Origin of the sequence: Aneurinibacillus terranovensis DSM 18919, assembly GCF_000430625.1 — a bacterium.
In the GTDB taxonomy this organism is placed as follows: Bacteria; Bacillota; Bacilli; order Aneurinibacillales; family Aneurinibacillaceae; genus Aneurinibacillus_B; species Aneurinibacillus_B terranovensis.
Window position 1 is genome coordinate 1 of the sequence record NZ_AUMJ01000018.1, and the last position, 19,859, is coordinate 19,859.

The following is a 19,859-nucleotide window of genomic DNA, read 5'->3' on the forward strand; positions in this document are numbered from 1 at the left end:
CACCCAACAATCTCTGATTCAAAAGACTCCAACTTCTTTGTTCGTGTCTCAAGTCCCTCCATAAACGTTTTGTATTCTTCGATTGTCATGTCCCAGAACTTGATGACCGTATTCCGGGATATATTTAGATTCCTTGCCACTTGGGATTTCTTTAATCCCATCTCCTTCTGTTGCCGAATAGCGAAGTACATAGACCACCTTTCTTCGTTCCTCACACCGCTTCCCCCTGATGATAGAATTTCCAGTTCTATCATAGATTAATAGGAAGGGTATGGGAAATTTTGCTCATTCTTATTTAGCGAAATCTGTTAATTCTAGTTTATCGGTTACACTTCTCCAGTCGGTAATCGGAGCGGTGTTCATGGATGAACTGATATCTTACCGACGGTCTTTCGCGAAGAAGTGCATCGCCTTTTTTAAAATGTCGTTCTCCTCCTGCAAATCACGAATCTGTTTTTGCATTTCCTTTAGCCGTTGGTCTTCCGACTTTAACCCTTGTGCTGCAACGATTTCCGGCTCTTGCTTATATCTCTTTACCCAGCCGTGTAGTGTATTTACATTGATATTAAGCTCACGGGCAACCTCCGCTACGGCTTTACCACTCTCCTTAATGTACTGGACTGTTTGCTTCTTGTACGCCTCATCATGCTCAACCTTTTTCATCGACACAGACTCCTCCGCTTAGGCTATTAGATTTAGTATAATCTGTGTCTACTGTTCAGTCTAACATCACCCTGAAATTGTTGTTGGTCACTGCTACTGTTGCTCATTTGAAGCCCTACGATGATGCCATGGTCGGAGTCCACAGCGATTGTGGGTTATATCCTTGAATAACGCCTTGGGTCTTCGTGTCCATGATGCGGGACTCGGAATCCGTAAAGTTGATCTGATCTTTTGCTGCCGTCTTCGATTCGGCTTCGGGCTTGCGTTTTTCCAGTTCCTTTAGGGACTGGATTTCCTTTCGTCTCATTTGCCGATCCTGTACTTCGATGTTTGTCGATTCCGGAAAGAGCGAAATTTGCCCTTCTTCCTGATTATCGCTCTGTTGCATCTTATCGAGGGCTTCACGGATTTCGGATTCCAGGCGTTTCATCTCTTGCTTCATTCGCTCTCGCGACATCGCCTTCGCGACGGAAGGGGCATATCCCTGTTTCGTCGGTCAGACTCCTAGTGGATTTTATAGCAGTGGGTTAAATTTTCCAATCATAAATAGTATAATATTTCCGACTACCAAATAATTACGAGGGGGAGAAACATATGAAGAACAAAAAGGGATTGGCGGGAAAGTGGAAAGGCCTGATTCCACTCGTTATAGCTGGGGCGCTGGCACTGCCATCCTATGCGGCTGCTTCACCTGTGCAGATCGACGGGGAAACGGTGTCTAACGATGCGATTCAGGTGCATGGCAGAACGATGGTTCCGCTGCGCGGTGTTCTGGAGAAGATGAATGCACAGGTGAGCTTTGATTCGGACAAAAGAATCGCGATTATCTCCAGGAACAACATAACCATTGAACTACCGATTGGTAGAAGCGTAGCCTACATTAACGGAAAATTAAAAATGTTAGATACGCCTACCTTAATCATAAAAGGTCAGACGTACGTTCCGCTGCGTTTCATCAGCGAAACATTTGGCACACAGGTGAAATACGATGCCAAAACACAAACGGTCAGTATTTTAAGCGCAACGAAAAAGGTGGATTTATTAAATGAGCTAAAGGCTGTAAAATCGCAAGGCAAGAAGGAAACCATCCAAGTGCAGGACACGGCTTATGAAAATACCCTTTTCCTCGGACAAAACAAAATCGCCCTGTGGAATCTGGACGGTAAATATAAGACATTAACGCTTTACCTCGGCTGTAAAGACGGAGAAACGTACAATGAAGGCGTAGAGGTATCAGCAGAACCGGATACAAAGGAATATAAAATCATGGGGGCGACAGGCAGCATACGTTCTTCGCAGGGACTGAAGAAATTTACGTTCGATGTTACCGGCGTACATACCTTGCAGATTAAAGGCTCCGGCACGTCCTCACGCATCATCAACCCTACTGTTGAGTAACCCTTTGCAGATTTCAATAGTGAAATAATAAACCGTTGGGCTATGGTCGATTCCACTTCCCAACGGTTTTTTTTACATATTTTCTACTTCCCTTCCTGTCTGGACAACCGCTTAATTCGATGAAACGTATCGATAATCGGCTTTCTCTTCTGGCCGAACCAGCCGATGACTTCCGCCACCAGTTCCAGCACGATAAGCAGGAACCCGACCATCACTAACGCTCCCCAGAGGGTGGACTGCGAGAACACAATCGCAGCAATCGCAAATACGGTGCTGATTCCATATATCACAAGGACAGCGCCGCGGTGGGAAAAGCCCATGGCCAGAAGACAGTGGTGTAAGTGTTCCTTGTCAGCGACCGAGATGGGCCGCTTATTTATATAGCGTCGCAGCATCGCAAAAAGTGTATCTGACAGCGGAACACCGAGAATAAGAATCGGCATGATAAACGAAAACAGGGTTACATCTTTAAAACCCATAAGCGAGAGGGCTGAAAGGTTGAAGCCCAGAAACAACGCTCCTGTATCGCCCATAAAAATCTTGGCCGGGTGGAAGTTATAAAATAAGAATCCGATAATCCCGCCAAGTAATATGACGCAGTACAGCGCTACGAGCGTGTTTCCCATGATTAGCGCCATGACCAGCATTGCTGCTGTCGCGATTCCGGATACGCCGGCTGCAAGGCCGTCAAGACCGTCAATCAGGTTCACCGCGTTCGTAATCCCGATAATCCAAAAAACCGTTATCAGGGTAGCAAGCCAGCCCGAGTCGAAGCTTAGAATTCCTTCAAACGGAAGGTTAATCAGTTGAATGGTAAGGCCATAATGGACAACAACCAGGGCCGCCACGACTTGGCCGAGCAGTTTTACTTTTGGAGATAATTCAAACCGGTCATCGAGCGCGCCAACCAGTACGATAATGCTCCCGCCAAGGAAAATTCCCATGGTTTCCGGGGAAAACCGGAAAGATAACAGGTATGCGATGGAAAACCCGAGGTAAATCGCAAGGCCGCCAAGCCGCGGCATCAGGCGTTGATGAACTTTACGGTGATTAGGCTTATCCACAGCGCCAATATAAATAGCAAACCGTTTCACAAGGGGCGTAGCCAAAACGGTCACGACCAGTGAAAGGATAAACCCGTACATATAAGTCTCCATGTTCTCTCTCCTCAAAAATCAAGGTACAATCTATTTTTCCCGCTTTATAACTTGATTCCATAGTACCTGTAACGCAAACTGAGGCAGCAGCAACTGGCGCCTCCAGCGTTTCGGCTGGGACAGCAGACGATACAGCCATTCAATATTTAACTTTTGCCATATCTCCGGAGCCCGCTTAACTGTGCCGGACAGCACGTCAAAACTCCCGCCCACACCCATTGCTACATTTACTTCTAATTTCGGTAAATGGCGGGCCACCCATTCTTCCTGGCGCGGAGCTCCGAGCCCGACAAACAATAACTGCGGTTTTTCTTTTTTAATATGCTCAATAATTTTATTTTCTTCTTCCTTGGTGAAATACCCGTTGTAATGGCCGGCATAACACGCATTCGGGTATAGCTCCTGCAGTTTGGCAGCCGCACCGTCTGCTGACGCCGGTGAAGCACCGACGAGCATGTACTTCCAGCCGTGCGCGTTTGCTTCTTTCATCAGGGCATGCAGGAGATCGTAGCCGGCTACACGTTCAGGCATCGGTTCGCCAATCCAGCGGGAAGCAAGCACAACCCCGATTCCATCCGGGGTAATGATATCTGCCTTTTTCAACAGTTCCATATAAGACGGGTTCCGCCGCCCCATCATCACGATTTCAGGATTAGCTGTTACGACCTGAATCTTTTGATTCTCTAAAATCAGGCGGGTAATCAGTTCCACAGTATCACGTAACTTTTTCTGTAAGAAAGGAACCCCGAGAATGTCTACCCGCTTATACATATGCATGCTTCTATCCATCCATTCTACTTCACACTTCATCTTTCATTAGCAGGACAAAACCTCTGTCACTACACCGAATTCATTGTATACCATGCAAATGAAAATCACAATAATATAACAAGAGCACCGTCATTATTTACCACTCTTTCCTTTTTGCATTATACCACAAACCTTGTCTCCACCCAAAAGAAAAAAATCGACACTTTTTGTTGTTGATTTTTTATACAAATAAACTCCAGACCTTCACAGGACTGGAGTTTCATTTTTGGTTTCCTACTCTTTGTTCCAATCTATTTGTGTGTCTTTTAACACTTTCAACTTCCTTAAAAAGAAGATTAACATCCGCTTTAATATCATTCGTTACTGTTCTTAAATCTTTGCGGATATTTGTGAAGTTCTCTGTTAGCAAGGCGGTATTATGATTAATAGCTTCTTTGATTATTACTTGGCCTTGCTCTAATCTCTGTTGTCCTTCTTTCAAATCAGTAACATCCGACCTCAACGCTTTAATTTCGCTTAGAATTTGATTTAAGATATCATTTTCCATTAGCCGCACCTCACTTTTTAATAGTATAACATGGGACGAGCAAAAACGGTTAAAATCGACACAGAACATTTGTCGATCCATAGACAAAAAACAGCCTGCCCTCTTTCATGGAGGACAGGCTGTAACAGACTGTTTTTTAGTTCGTTTTCGCAATATCGTACACTTGATTGTTAAACATATAAATTGAGATTTTATCGTTTTTATTCAACCCGTGAAGGAACGTAGTGATCGCAGGTTGACGGTTGAACAGGCTATCTGGCAGGTAATAGCTGCTTGTTGTGGTATATACACGGTCACCTGCCGGATCGAGCGAAGTGAAGATGGCATCAATCCGTTTCATCACATTGATGGTTTTTCCGCCGGTAGATGCCCCGGCAACTTGAACCCGGTCGCCAACGTGCAGGGCACTGAGTGTCGTATACTGCTGATCCGTCGTTTTTACCAAGCTTCCCGTAACAAACGGAACTTCGGTTGTTACACCGTTCGCATCCTGTACCGTAAACTTACTGTTCACCGTATCGATGGCGGTAATTTGTCCAAGGACACTTGGAACAACGGTAATGGATTTTAACGTGTCGCCCAGGAAGGTAGCTTCGATAACATCACCGACTTTAACATCCGATACTCTCGGATAGAGAACGCCCGGTACGGTTAATGTAACACTGCCATCTGTGTTGAAATAGCGGATATTGCCCTGGTCGTCCTGACCTGTCAACTGGTTGGCGGCATTACTTACATTCGTTACATAATAAATATACGGTCGCTGGACATCAATTTCTGTAATTTTAGCGCCGCTTACTTGCATGGAAACCGTGTCATTAATCCGTAAATCATTTACATTTTCACCGCTCAGATTATGGATCGTGACGTTTACGTTATTATCCATAACATATACCTTCGTTTCACCGGAATCCAGTTTTACTGTCAACAGGTGGTCATCTGTATTAATACGTAAAACGGTGCCTTTAACGCGGTTGTCTGCATTGACATAAATGACTTTATTATCCTGATCCAATTGAATCGATACGTTCATATCCTTTTTCAAATCCGATAAAGCAGGATTCGTTACGCCATCAATAATGTAAGATGCATTCGTGTTTACCTCATACGCTTTTAAATCCCCGTTGTTATTTTTCAGGGAAAGAATATGGTTCGTCGTATCGACCGCAAAAACAACACCGCTTACCATACCACTTTTGTCGTCTACTGTCCTGTCTTTTACAACAATCGCTGTAATGGTATTGCCGTCTGTCGTAATTTGCGCTTTATCACCGACGATAATATCGCTTAATGCAGCATTCGTAACATTGCCAATGGTAATTTTGACATCGGCTGCTACCTGATAGGCATGGATTTGATTATCGTTGTCTCCCTGAATGGCGATAAACTGCTGATCAGGAATAATCGTTTTGACGGTTCCGGTGTTCGAAGGTGCCGTCTGGTCCTGTTGTAACGCAATTGATGTCACCACGCCCTGTACCACCTGAAGTTTAACCGGGTCACCCTGCTGCAAATCGCCAACGGTTGGGAATCTTTTTCCTTTATAATCGACATATGTGTCATTATTGTACTGGTAGGCGGCAATTTTACCATCGGCTGTTTTAATGGTAATTAATTTAGCGGCATCGTCGATATCATAAACGGTGCCCTGGAGATTCTTATTTGCGCTATCCGTTGTTTTTGCTACCTGAATAATGTTTCCCGATGGATTGATCGTAATTTGTACCCCGTCTCCACTCGTGAGCTGGCCGATACCTGTCACAGACCCGTCACTTGACGAAAATACAGCATTGTCATCCAGCTGGTAGGTGGCAAGTTTGCCCTGCGCATCTTTTAGTACCATGGACTTTACTTCCGGATACACTTTTTCAACTGTACCGTTGATCACCTTATTTTGTGGAGCGCTATCCTCCACTTCGACATAGGAAGCCTGTCCATTCGAACCGATCACAAGCAATTGGCTCGCCGGTTGAATCGTATCTTTGGATATGGATTTACCGTTGCTATAGAAAACCGTTTGGTCGTTTATCGTATACGTATACTGCATATCGTTTTTGCTGCTTTTAATCGTGATGCTGCTGTCGCTCATCGTTTGCAGGGAGCCGACGTGGGTAGTGGCTGATTCAATGTCGAGGTACTTCTCACCACGGCTGAGGAGGGCGACCATTTCCGCACGCGTTACCGCCTGGGTTGGCTTAAACGAATAGCCATTGGCTGCCTGGTACCCGGAAATAAGCCCATCGTTTACCGCAACCTGAACATAGCCTTTCGCCCAGTCCGAAATCGAATTGCTGTCCGTAAACGAAGCATTATTTCCTGTTGTTTTTCCTACATCCGATTCTTTTCCGATCATGCGAACCATCAGTTGGGCAACCCATTGGCGTGTGGCAGGTTGGTCAGGGGCAAATCTTTGTTCACTTGGTTTGATCAGGCCTTTTTCAATCGCTAACGCTACATAGCCTTTTCCCCAGTCTGCAACAACATAGGGAAGGTTCGCCGTATTCTTATCGTTTGCCGCCTGATCGGTTAGTCCCATATTGCGCATGGCCATTACTAAGGCTTGGAGCTGCGTAACCTTATCTTCGGGACGGAAAGTTCCATCCTGATAACCGGCGACAACGTTGCGTAATTCCATTTTTACAATTTGCGGATACGCCCAATGTGTCTGCGCTACATCCGAGAAATTGACGCTGGTTGTTGTTGTCGTATCAGCTTTTACAACGAGGGGTGTTGCCACTCCTGTCAGTGCGAGAAAACCAGCCAACGTTAAAGGTACACAGGAACGTTTAAATCGTTGCATTCTTTTTTCTCCTCTTTATTCTATGTATTTAGAAAATCCAGTGTTATAATTTGATAATATCATAGAATAGTTATCCAGCGGTACTACTATTAACCAGTCGGATGAAACATTGTTTGACAGTTAAACCTTCTTACCATGATAAAAACTCACGGGCGTTGCCGCTCGTCCTTTTTCTGCAGGGAAGCGAAACGGCCACACGCTCCACATCGAAAAAGCAACGTTCGGCACACTCCCGCGAGTTTTTCTCAGGTGACCCATTGATCGTATGACCTGGTCGTGAGATCGCAGAACATAGGAGTTATTCGCAGATCCTCATTACTTGTAATCTCTATTCCCTTGGCTTTTAAAATAGAGAATCCGGAATGGATGTACATCCTTTCTAAACGCCGCTGCTCTTTTTGCAGCGCGGATTTATCCTCCGTGTTGATGCCTACAGGATACGCCTGCAATAAAACCCCGTCCACTTCCATTTCCTCTTTGAGTTTTTTAAGAAGCAGCCACAGGTACGCTTTTGCATATCCGATTCCTCTGTACGGTTTAAAAATTTCAAAGTGGTGTAAATAGGCAATCGTTCCTTTTACCTTTGTTTTAGCTGCATGCGCAAGAGTAAGCGTATTCCTCAGATTCGATAATATCCTCCGCATATCCAAAGATTGTACAGGTAATTTATTAATCGAGTAATCCATATAGTCAACGATAGAACCGGAAATCCAATCTTCGTTAAAGATTTGCACCTCGGCCTTACCTACATCATGGGTCGATAGATACTGCCCGTTGGCACTTACATCTCCCTTGAATTCGGCGTTTACCATAATCATCTCATTCGTTTGAGTATGTATGTTGATAAAGGGGGCTAACCTTACGTCGCTTGAAACGGTTTCAGCTTTAGTCGTCACGATCGACACGGCTCCTTTACATAGGAATAGTTAAATCGTAACGCTGATTTTACGCCTGATTTGTGTCGGCACAATGTCAAGAGCCAAACAACACTACACGGAGAATTGTTCAAATGACTTGTTCCGCACATCGCAAAACATATGGTTTATCACATACCCTTCCGAGCTTTTAACGACCATTTTTTTCGCTTTTAGTAACGCAAAGCCGGATTTTTGATAGATGTTCTCCAACCGTCTCTGTAGTGAAGGTATTTCATTCACTGCATACAACCCCACCGGATAAGCCTGTAATAGAATACCGTCTACTTTAATCGTTTCCTTAAGGGCTTTTCCCATTAACCATAAAAACGGCTTGGTTAATCGACTGCCTCTAAATGCTTGCTTAATTCCAAAATGATACATGAAAGCGATGGACCCTTTGAAATTGATTTTACAATCGTTCAAATACATAAGGGCTATTCTGAGGTCGTTTAACGCTCTCTTCTTTTCACCTGATACTGAATTGGCACAACGATGAATATAGGAAAGAACCTCCTCCGAACTCCATTGATTATTAATGAGATAAATGGTTGAATTTCCAATCCTTGCTCTGGCCATGTTATCGTCTTGAACAATCACTCCGTTTAAATTTACATTCAATGTTACAAGTTCTTCTTCTTTCATACTGATTTCAATTGAGGGGTTTACTATGGCTTGCTTCATGTTGAAAAGGCCGCTTTGTTCCATCGACATACGTTTTCACACCCAACACTGAGTTAATAGTAAAATCTAGATGGAATTTTACTCCTGTGATGTGTCGGGACAATGACGGCGGGGATTTTTTTAAAAATGTTATTGTGATAACGCGATATATTTTATAATAAAAGGAAAGCGATATGTTGTTGGAGGAGGGGATAAATCATAAGCGATGAACTTTTAAAGCAAATCGCGGCCGGTATACAGCAAGTAAATCAGCGCCTGGATAGGCTGGAGAAGCGCTTGGATAAGCTGGAGAATCGCCTGGAAGAACTGGAGACCGGACACCGGGATTTAAAAGCAGAGGTTGTGGAGCGTTTTGATAAAGTGGACTTGCAGTTTGCAGACATTCGCCGCTTTGCAGAGCGTATCAATACGGGAGCCACCGCCGGTGATGAAAAATTGCTTGAGATGGTGCAAAACATCCAAGAAAACATGGTTACTAAATCCGACCTGAAATATTTTGACCTCAAAACAACAGAACATGATCGGAAAATTTTCAAACTAAAACAAAAGCAATAAAGAAAAATACCATTGGGAATATTTGGATTTACCAGTTCGCACAATAGAGCCCGATATACTTTTTCGTCATCAGTACTTGAGGTTTTTTTCAAACGATCAATATACATTAGTACAACTTTCCTAACTCTTTTTCTAGCTTTAACTAATGGCTCCCGGTTAAGGTCGGTATGTTCAATCGTCGTTTTTCCTCTTCCAGGATCGGATAGAGGCTCAGCTCTACATGTAATAACATCAAAGAAAAAATGCTTCTCGGGTTTATCAACCGAAGGATCAAGTATGGGATATGTATCATCCCATTGGGTTCCTTTTGCAACATTACATTGCGCACAAGCCCAGTGAAGATTTTCCCAATTAAAAGATAGTTCATGAAACCGCGGATCTGATTTTGGTTTACGATGTTCGATATGTGGATAATCCGCTACACCGATCCCTACCTCACAGTAGCAGCATTTCTCTCCATACATTTCTTCAAGCTGCTCTTTAACATCTTGCTGCTTATATTTGTCTTTGTAGGAAGAATTGACCTTGCTATAACTACCACAGTTAGCTATTTGATCTAAGAGTTGTCTCTTCCATTCCTCCGCGTTATCTTTTAAGCTTTTTGGAATATTTCCCCTTGATACTTTAATCATTATCGTCAACACCTAATGCTTTTTTGCCTATAGCCTCGATTTTAGCTATAGTTACTGCAGGATCTTCAGGAGGAAGAATTTTATATAAATGCTTGGTAGTTCGTTGCAATTGTTCCTTTTCCTCTGAACTTAACTCGCCCTTTCTGCTTTTCAAGTAGAGTCTCTCTATAAGTTCAATTTGCCCAATAACTTCTGGCTCCCTTGGATACGTATTCATCACTTTAGTTAGTATATCTTCTACTAACCATCCATAAGGTGCTTTTTCGTTTTGCTGATCAAGATCACCATTATCTTGCTGTAAGTTTATAATTTCTCCTTCTTTACAAGATGAAATTACAATGGGTGCATGAGTAGTTGCAATAAACTGGACGTTAGGAAATGTCCGTTTTAAATCGTTAACTATGCGCCACTGCCATTGTGGATGAAGATGTAGATCAAGTTCGTCAATTAGAACGATCCCCGGAGTTTCCCTAGTCGCTTTATCCCTCAATTGTGGATTAAGAATAGCCATTCTATAAGCTATATCAGCAACCATACCGATTACACTTCGATAACCAGCACTCATAATTCTTAAGGGAATAGATTTACTTCCCATTTCAACAAGTACTTCCTCTTCCTCAAAATCATAATAAATATTGGCCTCTTGACTATCTGACAAGCCTTTCATAAATTCATTTACTGCCTTTACTACCGAAGTTAATTCTCCTACGATTATATTCTTTTGCAGTTGTATTGTGGTCATTCTACGTAACCAATTTACAAACAATTTGATATTTGATTCTGCCTCCAAACAATCTGTATATCCAATAAATCTAGATAAATCTTCTTTTTTAAAAGGATCATACCATTTGTTTTTCTTTTGCGAAAATAACCTTCCGGCGCTTTGATAAGAAATTATAGGCAGAACAACGTCTTGGTCTTTATTTCTAATTTTTCTTTGTAATTCTTGGGCATATTGTGAAATTAATTTTGCTTTTGTTCTACTAGTACGTCCATTTTGAACCTTTTCTCTAGATCGGGTCCAAACAATCTCTCTTTCATTAATTGTTCCAGTGCTTTCTATAGTGACAGGAACTTGTCGCTCTTTTGTAACCGTTGCATCCCCAACTCTGTCCCATTCCTTGCGAATTTCGTCAATATATATATTTCTAGACTGTACTCCATCAAGACCTGATAAATATCCTCCTAGTGCAACGCCTACTGCTTCTAAGATGGATGTTTTCCCTGTACCGTTATTTCCAATTATTAAGGTGAATTGTTTATCAAACTCAAACTCGACATCTTTAAACATTTTAAAGTTTTTTATTTTTATTTTGCTTATAATCACTCTACAACCACCTTCCAAAAAACTACAATCACTCAATCTTATTAAGCTATTATATCTGTGACAAAAAAAAAATAAAGCGTCTGCCGCTTATAAAGAGTTCATTGAAACTCAATATGACAGACGCTTTATTTGTATTTAGCTTATATTACACTGCAAACCACACTGCTTTCTTTAACTTTCCGGTCAACCAAAACGTCCCATAATATAATCTTCCGTTCTGGTATCTGAAGGCTTGGTAAACAATGCCTCTGTCCGTTGGAATTCAATGAGTTCACCCGCCAGCATAAATGCTGTCGTATCCGATGCCCGGGCTGCCTGGTGCATGTTATGGGTCACCATAAAAATGGAATATTTCTCTTTCAGCTCCTGCAGCAGTTCTTCAATTTTCGTTGTGGATATGGGGTCCAGGGCCGAAGTAGGTTCATCCATTAAAATGACGTCGGGTTCTACTGCAATACAGCGGGCGATACAAAGGCGCTGCTGTTGTCCACCTGACAGCGCTAAAGCAGGTGTATGGAGCCTGTCTTTTACCTCGTCCCATAGGGCCACATCCTTCAGGCTTGTTTCAACAATCTCATCCAATTTTGACTTTTTATTAATCCCGTGTGTCCGGGGGCCAAACACAATATTTTCATAGATTGATTTGGGAAATGGCGACGGTTTTTGAAACACCATGCCTACAACCGTTCGCAGTTCCTCAAGATTAACATCTTTATCATAAATGTTTACCTGATTATAATTAATTTTTCCTTGTACCTCTACATCGGGAATTAAATCAACCATCCGATTCAGCGTTTTTAAAAAGGTGGATTTTCCGCAGCCTGAAGGCCCGATAATCGCGGTGATTTCATTTCGCTTTATATTTATATTTATATTTTTTAAAGCATGGTTAGATCCATAGTATAGATTTAAATTCTCCACTTCAAAAACATGTTCCTGCAGCATGTAATCCGTCCCCCTCCGTTTTGTATTGATTTAATAGCGGTATTTAAATAAATCATAAAAACTATTATAAAGGCAATCTTGTAAATTTACTGTAAATTAATCGTGAATATTTACCTAGTCCTTATGGATTTATATTATGTCATCTCTTTACAAAAAATAAATAATTATCACATAAAATAATCAAATAGGCTTAATGTTTCAGAATTATAGTAATTGTTGACCTGTTTAATATGATACATAAGGAGGAAGCAATGAAACATAATCTGTTGGGCACGGTAATTGCCACTTCTATTGCAGCTTCGGCAACTGTCCTGCCATTTACGTATGCTTATGCATCTCCGGCTAAGTCTCCGGTAGTTAAAAAAACTGCCAAGCCCGTTGTAAAGCAATCTGCCAAGCTCGTAGTTAAAACACCGATCAAGCCACCGGTTAAACCGGTTGTCAAACCGGAGCCTGTTCTACTTGGCGGAATGAATGAAAACCCGCGCTGGCTTAATGCTAATGAGATGATTGTTTCACACAAAACGGACGAGGCTCAAACGGACTATTTACTGAATGTTACAACGAAGAAATTTGAACCTGTATTGTCCGGCATATCTAATGCCAGCGAATTGGTTGTTTCCCCGGACGGGAAACAAGCCGCTTTTATTGATGAATCTGGAGCACTATTTGTTGTTAATTTAACTACGAAACAGGTCAAACAAATCAATTCCGACGACAAACCGAAAGCAAGCCTTGTATGGTCTTTGTCCGGTGATAATCTCTATTACATTGAAGCGGATAAAGGTGTAGTGATTGCTTCCGCTTCCCTAACTGATGGCAAGGTTACAAAAGTAGTGGACGACCAGATGGACTTTAAGACGGACTTGCATCTCTCCGCAGATGGAAAAACGCTGCTGTATACCGTAGATAAGAGCGGGAAAGTAGACGCGGCAGCTCCGGCGGAAGATGATCCGAAGATGCTTGAGCAGCAGGTTAAAGTTGACACAACTGGCACTGAATCGCAATTATTTTCTTTCGATCTTACACAAAAAGGTGCCAAAGCTGTACAAGTAACGAAAGACAAAGAAAATAAAGTACATGCTAATTTCTTGCCTGACGGTTCTATCCTCTATTTAAGCGTTGACTCCACAAAAGAGAGCAACAACACTGCCGTAAAATTAATAAGCCAAGACGGGAAAACAAGCAAAGATATAATCGCCGATATGGATATTATTCAACCGCTGGTGACAAACGACGGGAAACTTATCCTGCTCGTAAACACCGGTACGGGAAAAGCGGTTTATACTGTTGAAAATGGAACAAAGAAAAAACTCGCCGATCTAAGCGCCAATGCGGAACAACTATCCATTTCACCGGATGGCAAGAATATTGCCGTTGTGTCCTCAACGGAAACAGGTTCAAAAATTTCCGTTGTATCAGGAAGCAAATTGATTGATATCACAAAATAAGATCAACGAAAAGAGGGAATCAACAATGAATTTGTTTAAAAAAGTTTCAACGATTATTATGGCTTCCGCCCTTTTGATGAGTTCTGCGCTTGGCATCGCCCAGCCGTCAACTGCAGACGCAGCTGTTACCGGTAAAGTTACGATTGCCGGTTCATCCGCACTTCTTCCATTAAGCAGGCAAGCTATCAATGAATTCAAACGTACGAATCCCGGAGTGGTGATTACCGCTTCTGCGTCTAGCTCTATCAGCGGCCCGCAATCGGTGTTGAGCGGGGCAGCAACCATTGGCGCGTGTGACTGGAATGCGACAAAAGCTGTACCTGGCTTTAAAGCTTTCCCTGGATTAGTTGCCCATAAAGTATCTGTCACTCCTTTCGCGACAATTGTCAATAAAAGCGTAAACGTGGACAATCTGACAACCAGCCAGCTGCAAGGCATCTTCAGCGGAAAGATTACAAACTGGAAGCAGGTTGGCGGACAAAACGCTCCGATTGTCGTTATCAATCGCGCCTTCGGTTCCGGAACACGCGTTAACTACCAGATTAAAGCGCTCAAAGGCGCCACCATGAAAGGTGCACCACAATACAAAGAAGTAAAATCCAGCGGCGATATGAAAACGGCAGTGAGCACAACACCTAACGCTATCGGATATATTGACCTCGTTTATGTAACAGGTGATTTGAAAGCTGTAAAATATAACGGTGTTGCCCCAACCACACAAAACGTTATCAACGGTAAATATCCTGTTTGGGAATATGGATACTATCTGACAAAAGGACAACCTACAGGCGCAACGAAAGCATTCATCGATTATGTAACGAGCAGCAAATTCCAGCAAGGTTCCTTACGTGCAATGAAATTCATTCCGGTAACTAGCGTCCATTAATTTCGAAAAAAGAGGACCATATCCAGCCCCTACTAACTATAGGGGCTGGATTGCTTTACAAGGAGGAGCAATATGAACGAGGCTCAAATGAATCTTACGAATGAATCAGCCGTAACTTCATCTAAATCAAGCATACCTTCATCGGTGAATAAAGAATTAACCAACCACCCGTCAAGATTTGGACGGTCCTTTCGCCTGCGGCTGACAAACCGCATGTTTCAATATTTTTGCCTGTTAAGTGGTATTATCGTCTGTGTTGCCTTATTTTCCATTATTTATTTCGTGGGTAAAACAGGTTTCCTTACCTTTTTAAACGTTACATTTAAAACCTACTTCTTCTCCATCAACTGGTCGCCGGAGGAAAACCAATTCGGAGCAGCGGGCATTATTATCAATACTTTATCGCTAACCGCTTTAACGCTTGTTATTGCCACTCCGCTGTCCATTGGTATCGCTATTTTTATAGCTGAAATCGCACCGCACTGGGTGAAAGGCATCCTCCGTCCTGTTCTCGACCTGCTCGTAGGTATTCCTTCCGTTGTTTATGGATATCTGGGGTTAACCGTCCTTATTCCATACATTCGGGAATGGACCGGCCAGGAGATGGGAGACGGGCTGTTTGCTGCCGGACTTGTCCTGGCTATCATGGTACTGCCCACCATCACCCGGATTGCAGATGATTCCATTACCTTTGTACCGAATCAATACCGGGAAGCGGCTATAGCGTTAGGCGCTACCCGCTTACAAAGAATTTGGCGGGTCATTCTTCCGGCCGCGAAGCAGGGAATAATGACTGCGATTATTTTGGGAATGGCAAGAGCGATTGGGGAGACGATGGCTGTCGTTATGGTTATCGGAAACACACCGCAACTGGCAAAAAGCCTGTTCACGCCGACTTCCGTACTAACCAGCAATATTGTGATGCAGATACTAAACGTTCAATACGATTCAACCTGGAATTATGCGCTCTATATGATGGCTTTCCTGCTGCTGTTTATATCCCTGCTGCTGATTGTGATCATCCGCGTGATTCGTCCTAAAGGAGCATAGATCCTATGAGACAGGTTACTATAAAAAATAAGTGGTCTTTTAGCAAAACATTGGATAAAATAGCAACGTTCTTTTTTTGGGCTATGGGGGCTGCGGTTATTCTTTTTATTGTGTGGTTGCTTTACACCATACTTCATAAAGGGCTGCCGGGCATCACGCTTCACTTTCTTACATCCCCTGCAGCAGATGTTGACGCTGGCGGGGGGATCGGTCCTGTGTTATTTAATTCCTTTTATGTGCTTTTCCTCTCGCTGCTATTTTCTGTGCCTGTGGGCATCGGCGCCGGCATATATCTTGGAGAATACGCCCCTGACAATAAATTTACGGCAACGATTCGCATCTGCGTGGAAAGCCTTGCGTCCGTTCCTTCCATTGTTTTTGGCTTATTCGGGATGGCTTTATTTGTCAACTATTTTCAAGTCGGGCTCACCATTCTGGGAGGCTCGATTAGCCTTGCTCTATTAAATTTACCGGTGTTGACAAGGGTTACTGAAGAGTCGATTCGCGCTGTGCCGCTTGAAATGCGGGAAGCAGCCTACGCGCTGGGTACGACAAAATTTCAATGCATTCGCAAGGTGGTTTTTCCGGCCGCCTTTAACGGAATTATGACCGGTGTAAGCCTGGTGGCCAGCCGCGCATACGGCGAATCCGCGGTTATCCTGCTGGCGGGTGGCACTTCTACCTCAGGATCGCTGTGGGATTTTAATTTATTCTCGCCCGGTGCGACACTCGCTGTTCATCTCTGGTATGTCCAATCCGAAGCCATTGTGAGCGACGCGCGGGAGATTGCCGATAGATCGGCTGCCGTACTCGTGTTTGTCGTGTTACTGCTTAACTTTTTGCTGCGCATCCCGGTGTGGATAAACAGACGATTTACCTGGAAGCAATAAAGATAAAGTCATAAAAACAAGGGAAGTGAAGGCTGCACTTCCCTTGTTTCTTTTCGCGTATTAAATTTTGCCAAGGATATAGAAGCTATTTAAGTGTAAGGGTAAAATCGACTTTATCTTTTTGGCCGTTCTTGTTGATATCAATCACATATTTGCCCGGCTTTTTCGGAGAGGTCCAAGCAAAGTTTTCTGTTTGTCCCGGCTCCATTACTTTATTCAGGTTTAATTCTTTATTCGTAAGCGTATAAGCCTCTTTATCCCTGTTCACTAAAAGAAAATGGACAGCCGAACCTGCTTTTAATATTCCTTTATCATCAACTATCTTATTATCTTTAATTTCAACAGCAATCACGGGAAGACCCTTTGTAACTGTCACATTTGGATTGGAAGAGGTTACGGAAGCTGAAGCTGTTGGAGCTACGGCTGAAGACGCGGTTGCCGCTGTTGACGATGACTTCTGTGCAGCTGCTGGAGATGCTGACGATGCATTCTTTGCAGCCGTTGGCGTTTGGGTTGTTGGCGTTGAATTCTGTGCAGACGAATTCTGTGTCTGTGCAGATGAGTTCTGTGTAGACGAATTCTGTGTAGAAGTTTGATTCGATGAACAAGCGGTTAACATACCTGCAGCAAGTACACCGGACAATACTGAATAGACTGCTATTTTTTTCATAAACTGATCCTCCTGAAAGTTGTTCGAACACAATACATAAATGTAATATTAGTTTATTAAATACTGATTAGATAAGCATTAGAAGTTATTGGAAGCCGGGAAAATGTCATCACAACTGGCGGCGCTTTTCTGTACACATCATTTCTTACCCCACATATTCGTTGGAAAATGAGAAATACCGGGCATAGCCCGGTCCTTTTTATTTCTTCACATCTTCAATTTTGTAAATATATCCATGGATCCCTTCATAGTACTCTGGGTACATCTCTCCCCCACACTTTTCGCAACTAAACTGAGGTGGGACCGTTAGGTCCCCATGATCCATCGCATCGAATGAACGCACAACATCATACGGAATTTGTTCTATTTCATCACACACCAAACAGACATAATTGACCTTGTTCTTCTCTCTCAAGAACCGTGACACCGTTATTCCGCCTTTCTTTTTGTGCTTCTTTTTCAGTGATTTTGCCATAACAAATCTCCTTCTCTAAATATCTTCTTGCCATATCATCGACGCATATTTAATTTTCAGTTCTCCGTTTTCAATACATACCTCACCCTTGTACTCATAATAACATTCACAACGTGGACATATCATCGGATCTGTTCCCGTACTGTCTTTCACTTTTTCTCTCCAATTTCTTCTTCGAAGAGTCTTTTTGATGGCTACAATCCATTTTCTTACTTCTTTTTGCCAGGCAGAAATCAATTTTTTACTCTTTGCTTTTATTCTTCGGTTATAGATACCGTAATGACGAATCACCTTAAACTGCTTATCTGGAATATGTCGAATTAAACGTGCAATAAATTCTTCAACCGAAATCGTTTCACGTTTCTCTTTATTATCCGTTTTGTCATGGTAACGGAACGTAACAAACTGACCATCATATTCCTCGATACGATGCAAAGCAATCGCAGGTCGACGAATATAACGACCAATATACTTTAGCTGCTCTTTTATATTTCCTTTTTGCTTGGGTGCATACACATAGAAACCCTCTGCATTTTCTGAATACGCTTTTTGCAATAAGGACTGAATCTGTTTCTTTTCCTCTGAACTTAACATACGACGAATTAATTTTAAAACAATGGTCTGCCATTGTTTTCGGAGCATAGGAAAAGGAATAAAATCACAGGATTTCCACTCCCCATTTTTCTTCATTCCACCCATTGTCACTAACATATGAACATGCGGATTAAACGAGACTTCTCTATTTCTTTTTTGACATGCGAACGTACCCGATTCCCATATTTTTCAACAAATCGTTCCCAATGATGATTTTCATCAAAAAATATCTGCTTTAAAATATTCGTCTCCATATTTTTAATTTTACACCTTACTATCACCTTACGGTGTTATTATCTACTTTAACGCTTTAACGAACTTAAACTTTCCTTAACGATGAGAAAAACTCGCACTTCTCAGTACGATATCGTAAAAATTAATGCAGCAACTTCTCAATCTCTTCTTTTGGCAGATCAGCAGCCTTTGATAATTTGTCTATGTCCGTAATGCCAAGACGCAGCAGGTTTTTTATGACTTCTAATTTTCCTTCTAATTTTCCTTCTAATTTTCCTTCCAATCTTCCTTCTAATTTTCCTTCCAATCTTCCTTCTAATTTTCCTTCTAGTCTTCCTTCCAATCTTCCTTTATCTTTTCCTCTGGCTTCGGCCTTCTCGATCATTTCATCCAGTGTGCGTTCGAGATTGTGCATCATCATTTCAACCTCTCCTTCCTTTGCCTGTTCAATAACCATTCTTGTTTCTTCCCGGATTTCGTACGGTACTCGCTCCACAAAAATATGAATGAGCCAGGAACGAAACAACTGAAATTCCTCAGGCGTTAAGTGTTTAAGCGTATAAACCAGTTTTCCCAAGCGTGTACGAAGCATTTCGTCATCAATATGCTGGTCCAGCAGAAACACCGTTCCAATTACATTGGATACTTGCAGCAGTTCTTCTTCGGTATAGCGGTTCACGTCTAACAAGATGTATGAGAAATCAAGGACATGGTCGGAAAAAAGCTCGTATGCATTTAGTGTCTCTTTATATGTCTGCGCCGCTGTCCATTCCTGCTTTCCGTTATACAAGACAATCGGAACAATCACAGGAAGTCGGAAATCCTTACGGGCCGCTTCATTCTTCTCTGTATTCTTTAGTATATCACGCCAAATTTCCACCATATACAAAAGCAAGCGAAATGGCATTTGGAAGTCTACGCTCGATTGCATCTCTAACAGAACGTAAAAAATAACTTCTTTCCCTTTTACATGTACCCGATACACCAGATCGGCTTCTTTGTCGGCAAAATCCTGTAAGATATACGACTTATCAACTTTTATCACATTTGTTTCGTTAATTTGCTCAACCCATCCCTGTTTGACAAAACTGCGGAGCAAATCAACAAATACTTTCTTGCTGGATAATAAATACTTGTACCCTTTGTCGTGCGGCTGATGTGTATGAAGGAATATATCTTTTTCCATTTTTATTCCCTCCCGCTTCTTATCCACCAT

The 19,859-nt window shown here is 42.5% G+C and carries 20 protein-coding genes and 3 pseudogenes; 7 read left to right on the forward strand and 16 right to left on the reverse strand.

Annotation, left to right across the window (positions count from 1 at the left end; translation table 11 throughout):
* The 3 genes and pseudogenes from H525_RS0104255 to H525_RS0104265 form a co-directional block, all read right to left on the reverse strand.
* Window positions 1-215 (reverse strand): annotated as a pseudogene (locus H525_RS0104255) (IS21 family transposase); the annotation flags it as partial.
* Between the two features lie 163 nt (window positions 216-378).
* A complete protein-coding gene (locus tag H525_RS0104260; RefSeq protein ID WP_027415170.1) occupies window positions 379-663 on the reverse strand; it encodes a transposase in 285 nt (94 codons plus the stop codon).
* Window positions 664-778: 115 nt separating this feature from the next.
* Window positions 779-1,120: a hypothetical protein gene (locus H525_RS0104265; protein WP_155837131.1), complete on the reverse strand. Its 342-nt coding sequence runs from the start codon at window positions 1,118-1,120 to the stop codon at window positions 779-781.
* Window positions 1,121-1,257: 137 nt separating this feature from the next.
* Here H525_RS0104265 and H525_RS0104270 point away from each other — a divergent pair, with 137 nt between their 5' ends.
* Complete coding sequence (locus H525_RS0104270) at window positions 1,258-2,061, forward strand: copper amine oxidase N-terminal domain-containing protein (protein WP_027415172.1); 804 nt, start codon at window positions 1,258-1,260, stop codon at window positions 2,059-2,061.
* Between the two features lie 83 nt (window positions 2,062-2,144).
* Here the strand turns inward: H525_RS0104270 and H525_RS0104275 are convergent, their stop codons facing one another.
* From H525_RS0104275 to H525_RS0104295, 4 genes are all read right to left on the reverse strand, one after another.
* Entirely contained in the window at window positions 2,145-3,218 is a 1,074-nt protein-coding gene (locus H525_RS0104275; RefSeq protein ID WP_027415173.1) for a glycosyltransferase family 4 protein, read from the reverse strand.
* Window positions 3,219-3,248: 30 nt separating this feature from the next.
* Window positions 3,249-4,028, reverse strand: a complete 780-nt coding sequence (locus H525_RS0104280) for a WecB/TagA/CpsF family glycosyltransferase (protein ID WP_425387650.1) — start codon at window positions 4,026-4,028, stop codon at window positions 3,249-3,251.
* A gap of 220 nt (window positions 4,029-4,248) precedes the next feature.
* Window positions 4,249-4,536 (reverse strand): hypothetical protein, encoded by a 288-nt coding sequence (locus H525_RS22790; protein WP_035099953.1) that lies wholly within the window; start codon window positions 4,534-4,536, stop codon window positions 4,249-4,251.
* A 136-nt stretch (window positions 4,537-4,672) separates the two neighbouring features.
* Window positions 4,673-7,336 (reverse strand): S-layer homology domain-containing protein, encoded by a 2,664-nt coding sequence (locus H525_RS0104295; protein WP_027415175.1) that lies wholly within the window; start codon window positions 7,334-7,336, stop codon window positions 4,673-4,675.
* A gap of 113 nt (window positions 7,337-7,449) precedes the next feature.
* Between H525_RS0104295 and H525_RS26975 the strand changes: the two genes are divergently transcribed.
* Window positions 7,450-7,605, forward strand: a complete 156-nt coding sequence (locus H525_RS26975; protein ID WP_155837132.1) for a hypothetical protein — start codon at window positions 7,450-7,452, stop codon at window positions 7,603-7,605.
* Here the strand turns inward: H525_RS26975 and H525_RS0104300 are convergent.
* Window positions 7,582-8,232 (reverse strand): hypothetical protein, encoded by a 651-nt coding sequence (locus H525_RS0104300; protein WP_027415176.1) that lies wholly within the window; start codon window positions 8,230-8,232, stop codon window positions 7,582-7,584. The two genes, H525_RS26975 and H525_RS0104300, sit on opposite strands and share 24 nt — an antisense overlap.
* A 93-nt stretch (window positions 8,233-8,325) precedes the next feature.
* The gene (locus H525_RS0104305) at window positions 8,326-8,964 is read right to left on the reverse strand and encodes a hypothetical protein (protein WP_027415177.1); all 639 of its coding nucleotides are present in this window, start codon (window positions 8,962-8,964) and stop codon (window positions 8,326-8,328) included.
* A gap of 246 nt (window positions 8,965-9,210) precedes the next feature.
* Between H525_RS0104305 and H525_RS28415 the strand changes: the two genes are divergently transcribed.
* On the forward strand, window positions 9,211-9,489 hold the full coding sequence (locus H525_RS28415) for a hypothetical protein (RefSeq protein WP_027415178.1): 279 nt from the start codon (window positions 9,211-9,213) through the stop codon (window positions 9,487-9,489).
* A gap of 143 nt (window positions 9,490-9,632) precedes the next feature.
* Here the strand turns inward: H525_RS28415 and H525_RS29310 are convergent.
* From H525_RS29310 to pstB, 3 genes and pseudogenes are all read right to left on the reverse strand, one after another.
* A pseudogene (locus H525_RS29310) lies at window positions 9,633-10,121 on the reverse strand (retron system putative HNH endonuclease); the annotation flags it as partial.
* On the reverse strand, window positions 10,114-11,448 hold the full coding sequence (locus tag H525_RS22795; protein WP_051330800.1) for an AAA family ATPase: 1,335 nt from the start codon (window positions 11,446-11,448) through the stop codon (window positions 10,114-10,116). The gene H525_RS22795 and the pseudogene H525_RS29310, both read right to left, overlap by 8 nt.
* 183 nt (window positions 11,449-11,631) lie before the next feature.
* Complete coding sequence (gene pstB / locus H525_RS0104320) at window positions 11,632-12,393, reverse strand: phosphate ABC transporter ATP-binding protein PstB (protein ID WP_051330801.1); 762 nt, start codon at window positions 12,391-12,393, stop codon at window positions 11,632-11,634.
* Between the two features lie 251 nt (window positions 12,394-12,644).
* On the opposite strand from pstB, the gene H525_RS0104325 reads away from it, so the two are divergent.
* The 4 genes from H525_RS0104325 to pstA all read left to right on the forward strand — a co-directional run bounded on the left by H525_RS0104325 (window position 12,645) and on the right by pstA (window position 16,670).
* Window positions 12,645-13,844, forward strand: coding sequence for a TolB-like translocation protein (locus H525_RS0104325; RefSeq protein WP_027415180.1), 1,200 nt, complete (start codon window positions 12,645-12,647; stop codon window positions 13,842-13,844).
* A 25-nt stretch (window positions 13,845-13,869) separates the two neighbouring features.
* The gene (locus H525_RS0104330) at window positions 13,870-14,730 is read left to right on the forward strand and encodes a phosphate ABC transporter substrate-binding protein (RefSeq protein ID WP_027415181.1); all 861 of its coding nucleotides are present in this window, start codon (window positions 13,870-13,872) and stop codon (window positions 14,728-14,730) included.
* A 72-nt stretch (window positions 14,731-14,802) separates the two neighbouring features.
* A complete protein-coding gene (pstC, locus tag H525_RS0104335; protein WP_245590399.1) occupies window positions 14,803-15,780 on the forward strand; it encodes a phosphate ABC transporter permease subunit PstC in 978 nt (325 codons plus the stop codon).
* A 5-nt stretch (window positions 15,781-15,785) separates the two neighbouring features.
* Entirely contained in the window at window positions 15,786-16,670 is an 885-nt protein-coding gene (pstA, locus tag H525_RS0104340; RefSeq protein WP_027415183.1) for a phosphate ABC transporter permease PstA, read from the forward strand.
* Window positions 16,671-16,755: 85 nt separating this feature from the next.
* Here the strand turns inward: pstA and H525_RS0104345 are convergent, their stop codons facing one another.
* The 4 genes and pseudogenes from H525_RS0104345 to H525_RS22810 form a co-directional block, all read right to left on the reverse strand.
* Entirely contained in the window at window positions 16,756-17,340 is a 585-nt protein-coding gene (locus H525_RS0104345) for a cupredoxin domain-containing protein (protein WP_027415184.1), read from the reverse strand.
* A 199-nt stretch (window positions 17,341-17,539) separates the two neighbouring features.
* On the reverse strand, window positions 17,540-17,815 hold the full coding sequence (locus H525_RS22800; protein WP_211236969.1) for a hypothetical protein: 276 nt from the start codon (window positions 17,813-17,815) through the stop codon (window positions 17,540-17,542).
* A pseudogene (locus H525_RS22805) lies at window positions 17,712-18,550 on the reverse strand (IS91 family transposase); the annotation flags it as partial. The gene H525_RS22800 and the pseudogene H525_RS22805, both read right to left, overlap by 104 nt.
* Window positions 18,551-18,785: 235 nt before the next feature.
* Window positions 18,786-19,829, reverse strand: a complete 1,044-nt coding sequence (locus tag H525_RS22810) for an Rpn family recombination-promoting nuclease/putative transposase (RefSeq protein WP_035099956.1) — start codon at window positions 19,827-19,829, stop codon at window positions 18,786-18,788.
* Window positions 19,830-19,859: the final 30 nt, after the last annotated feature.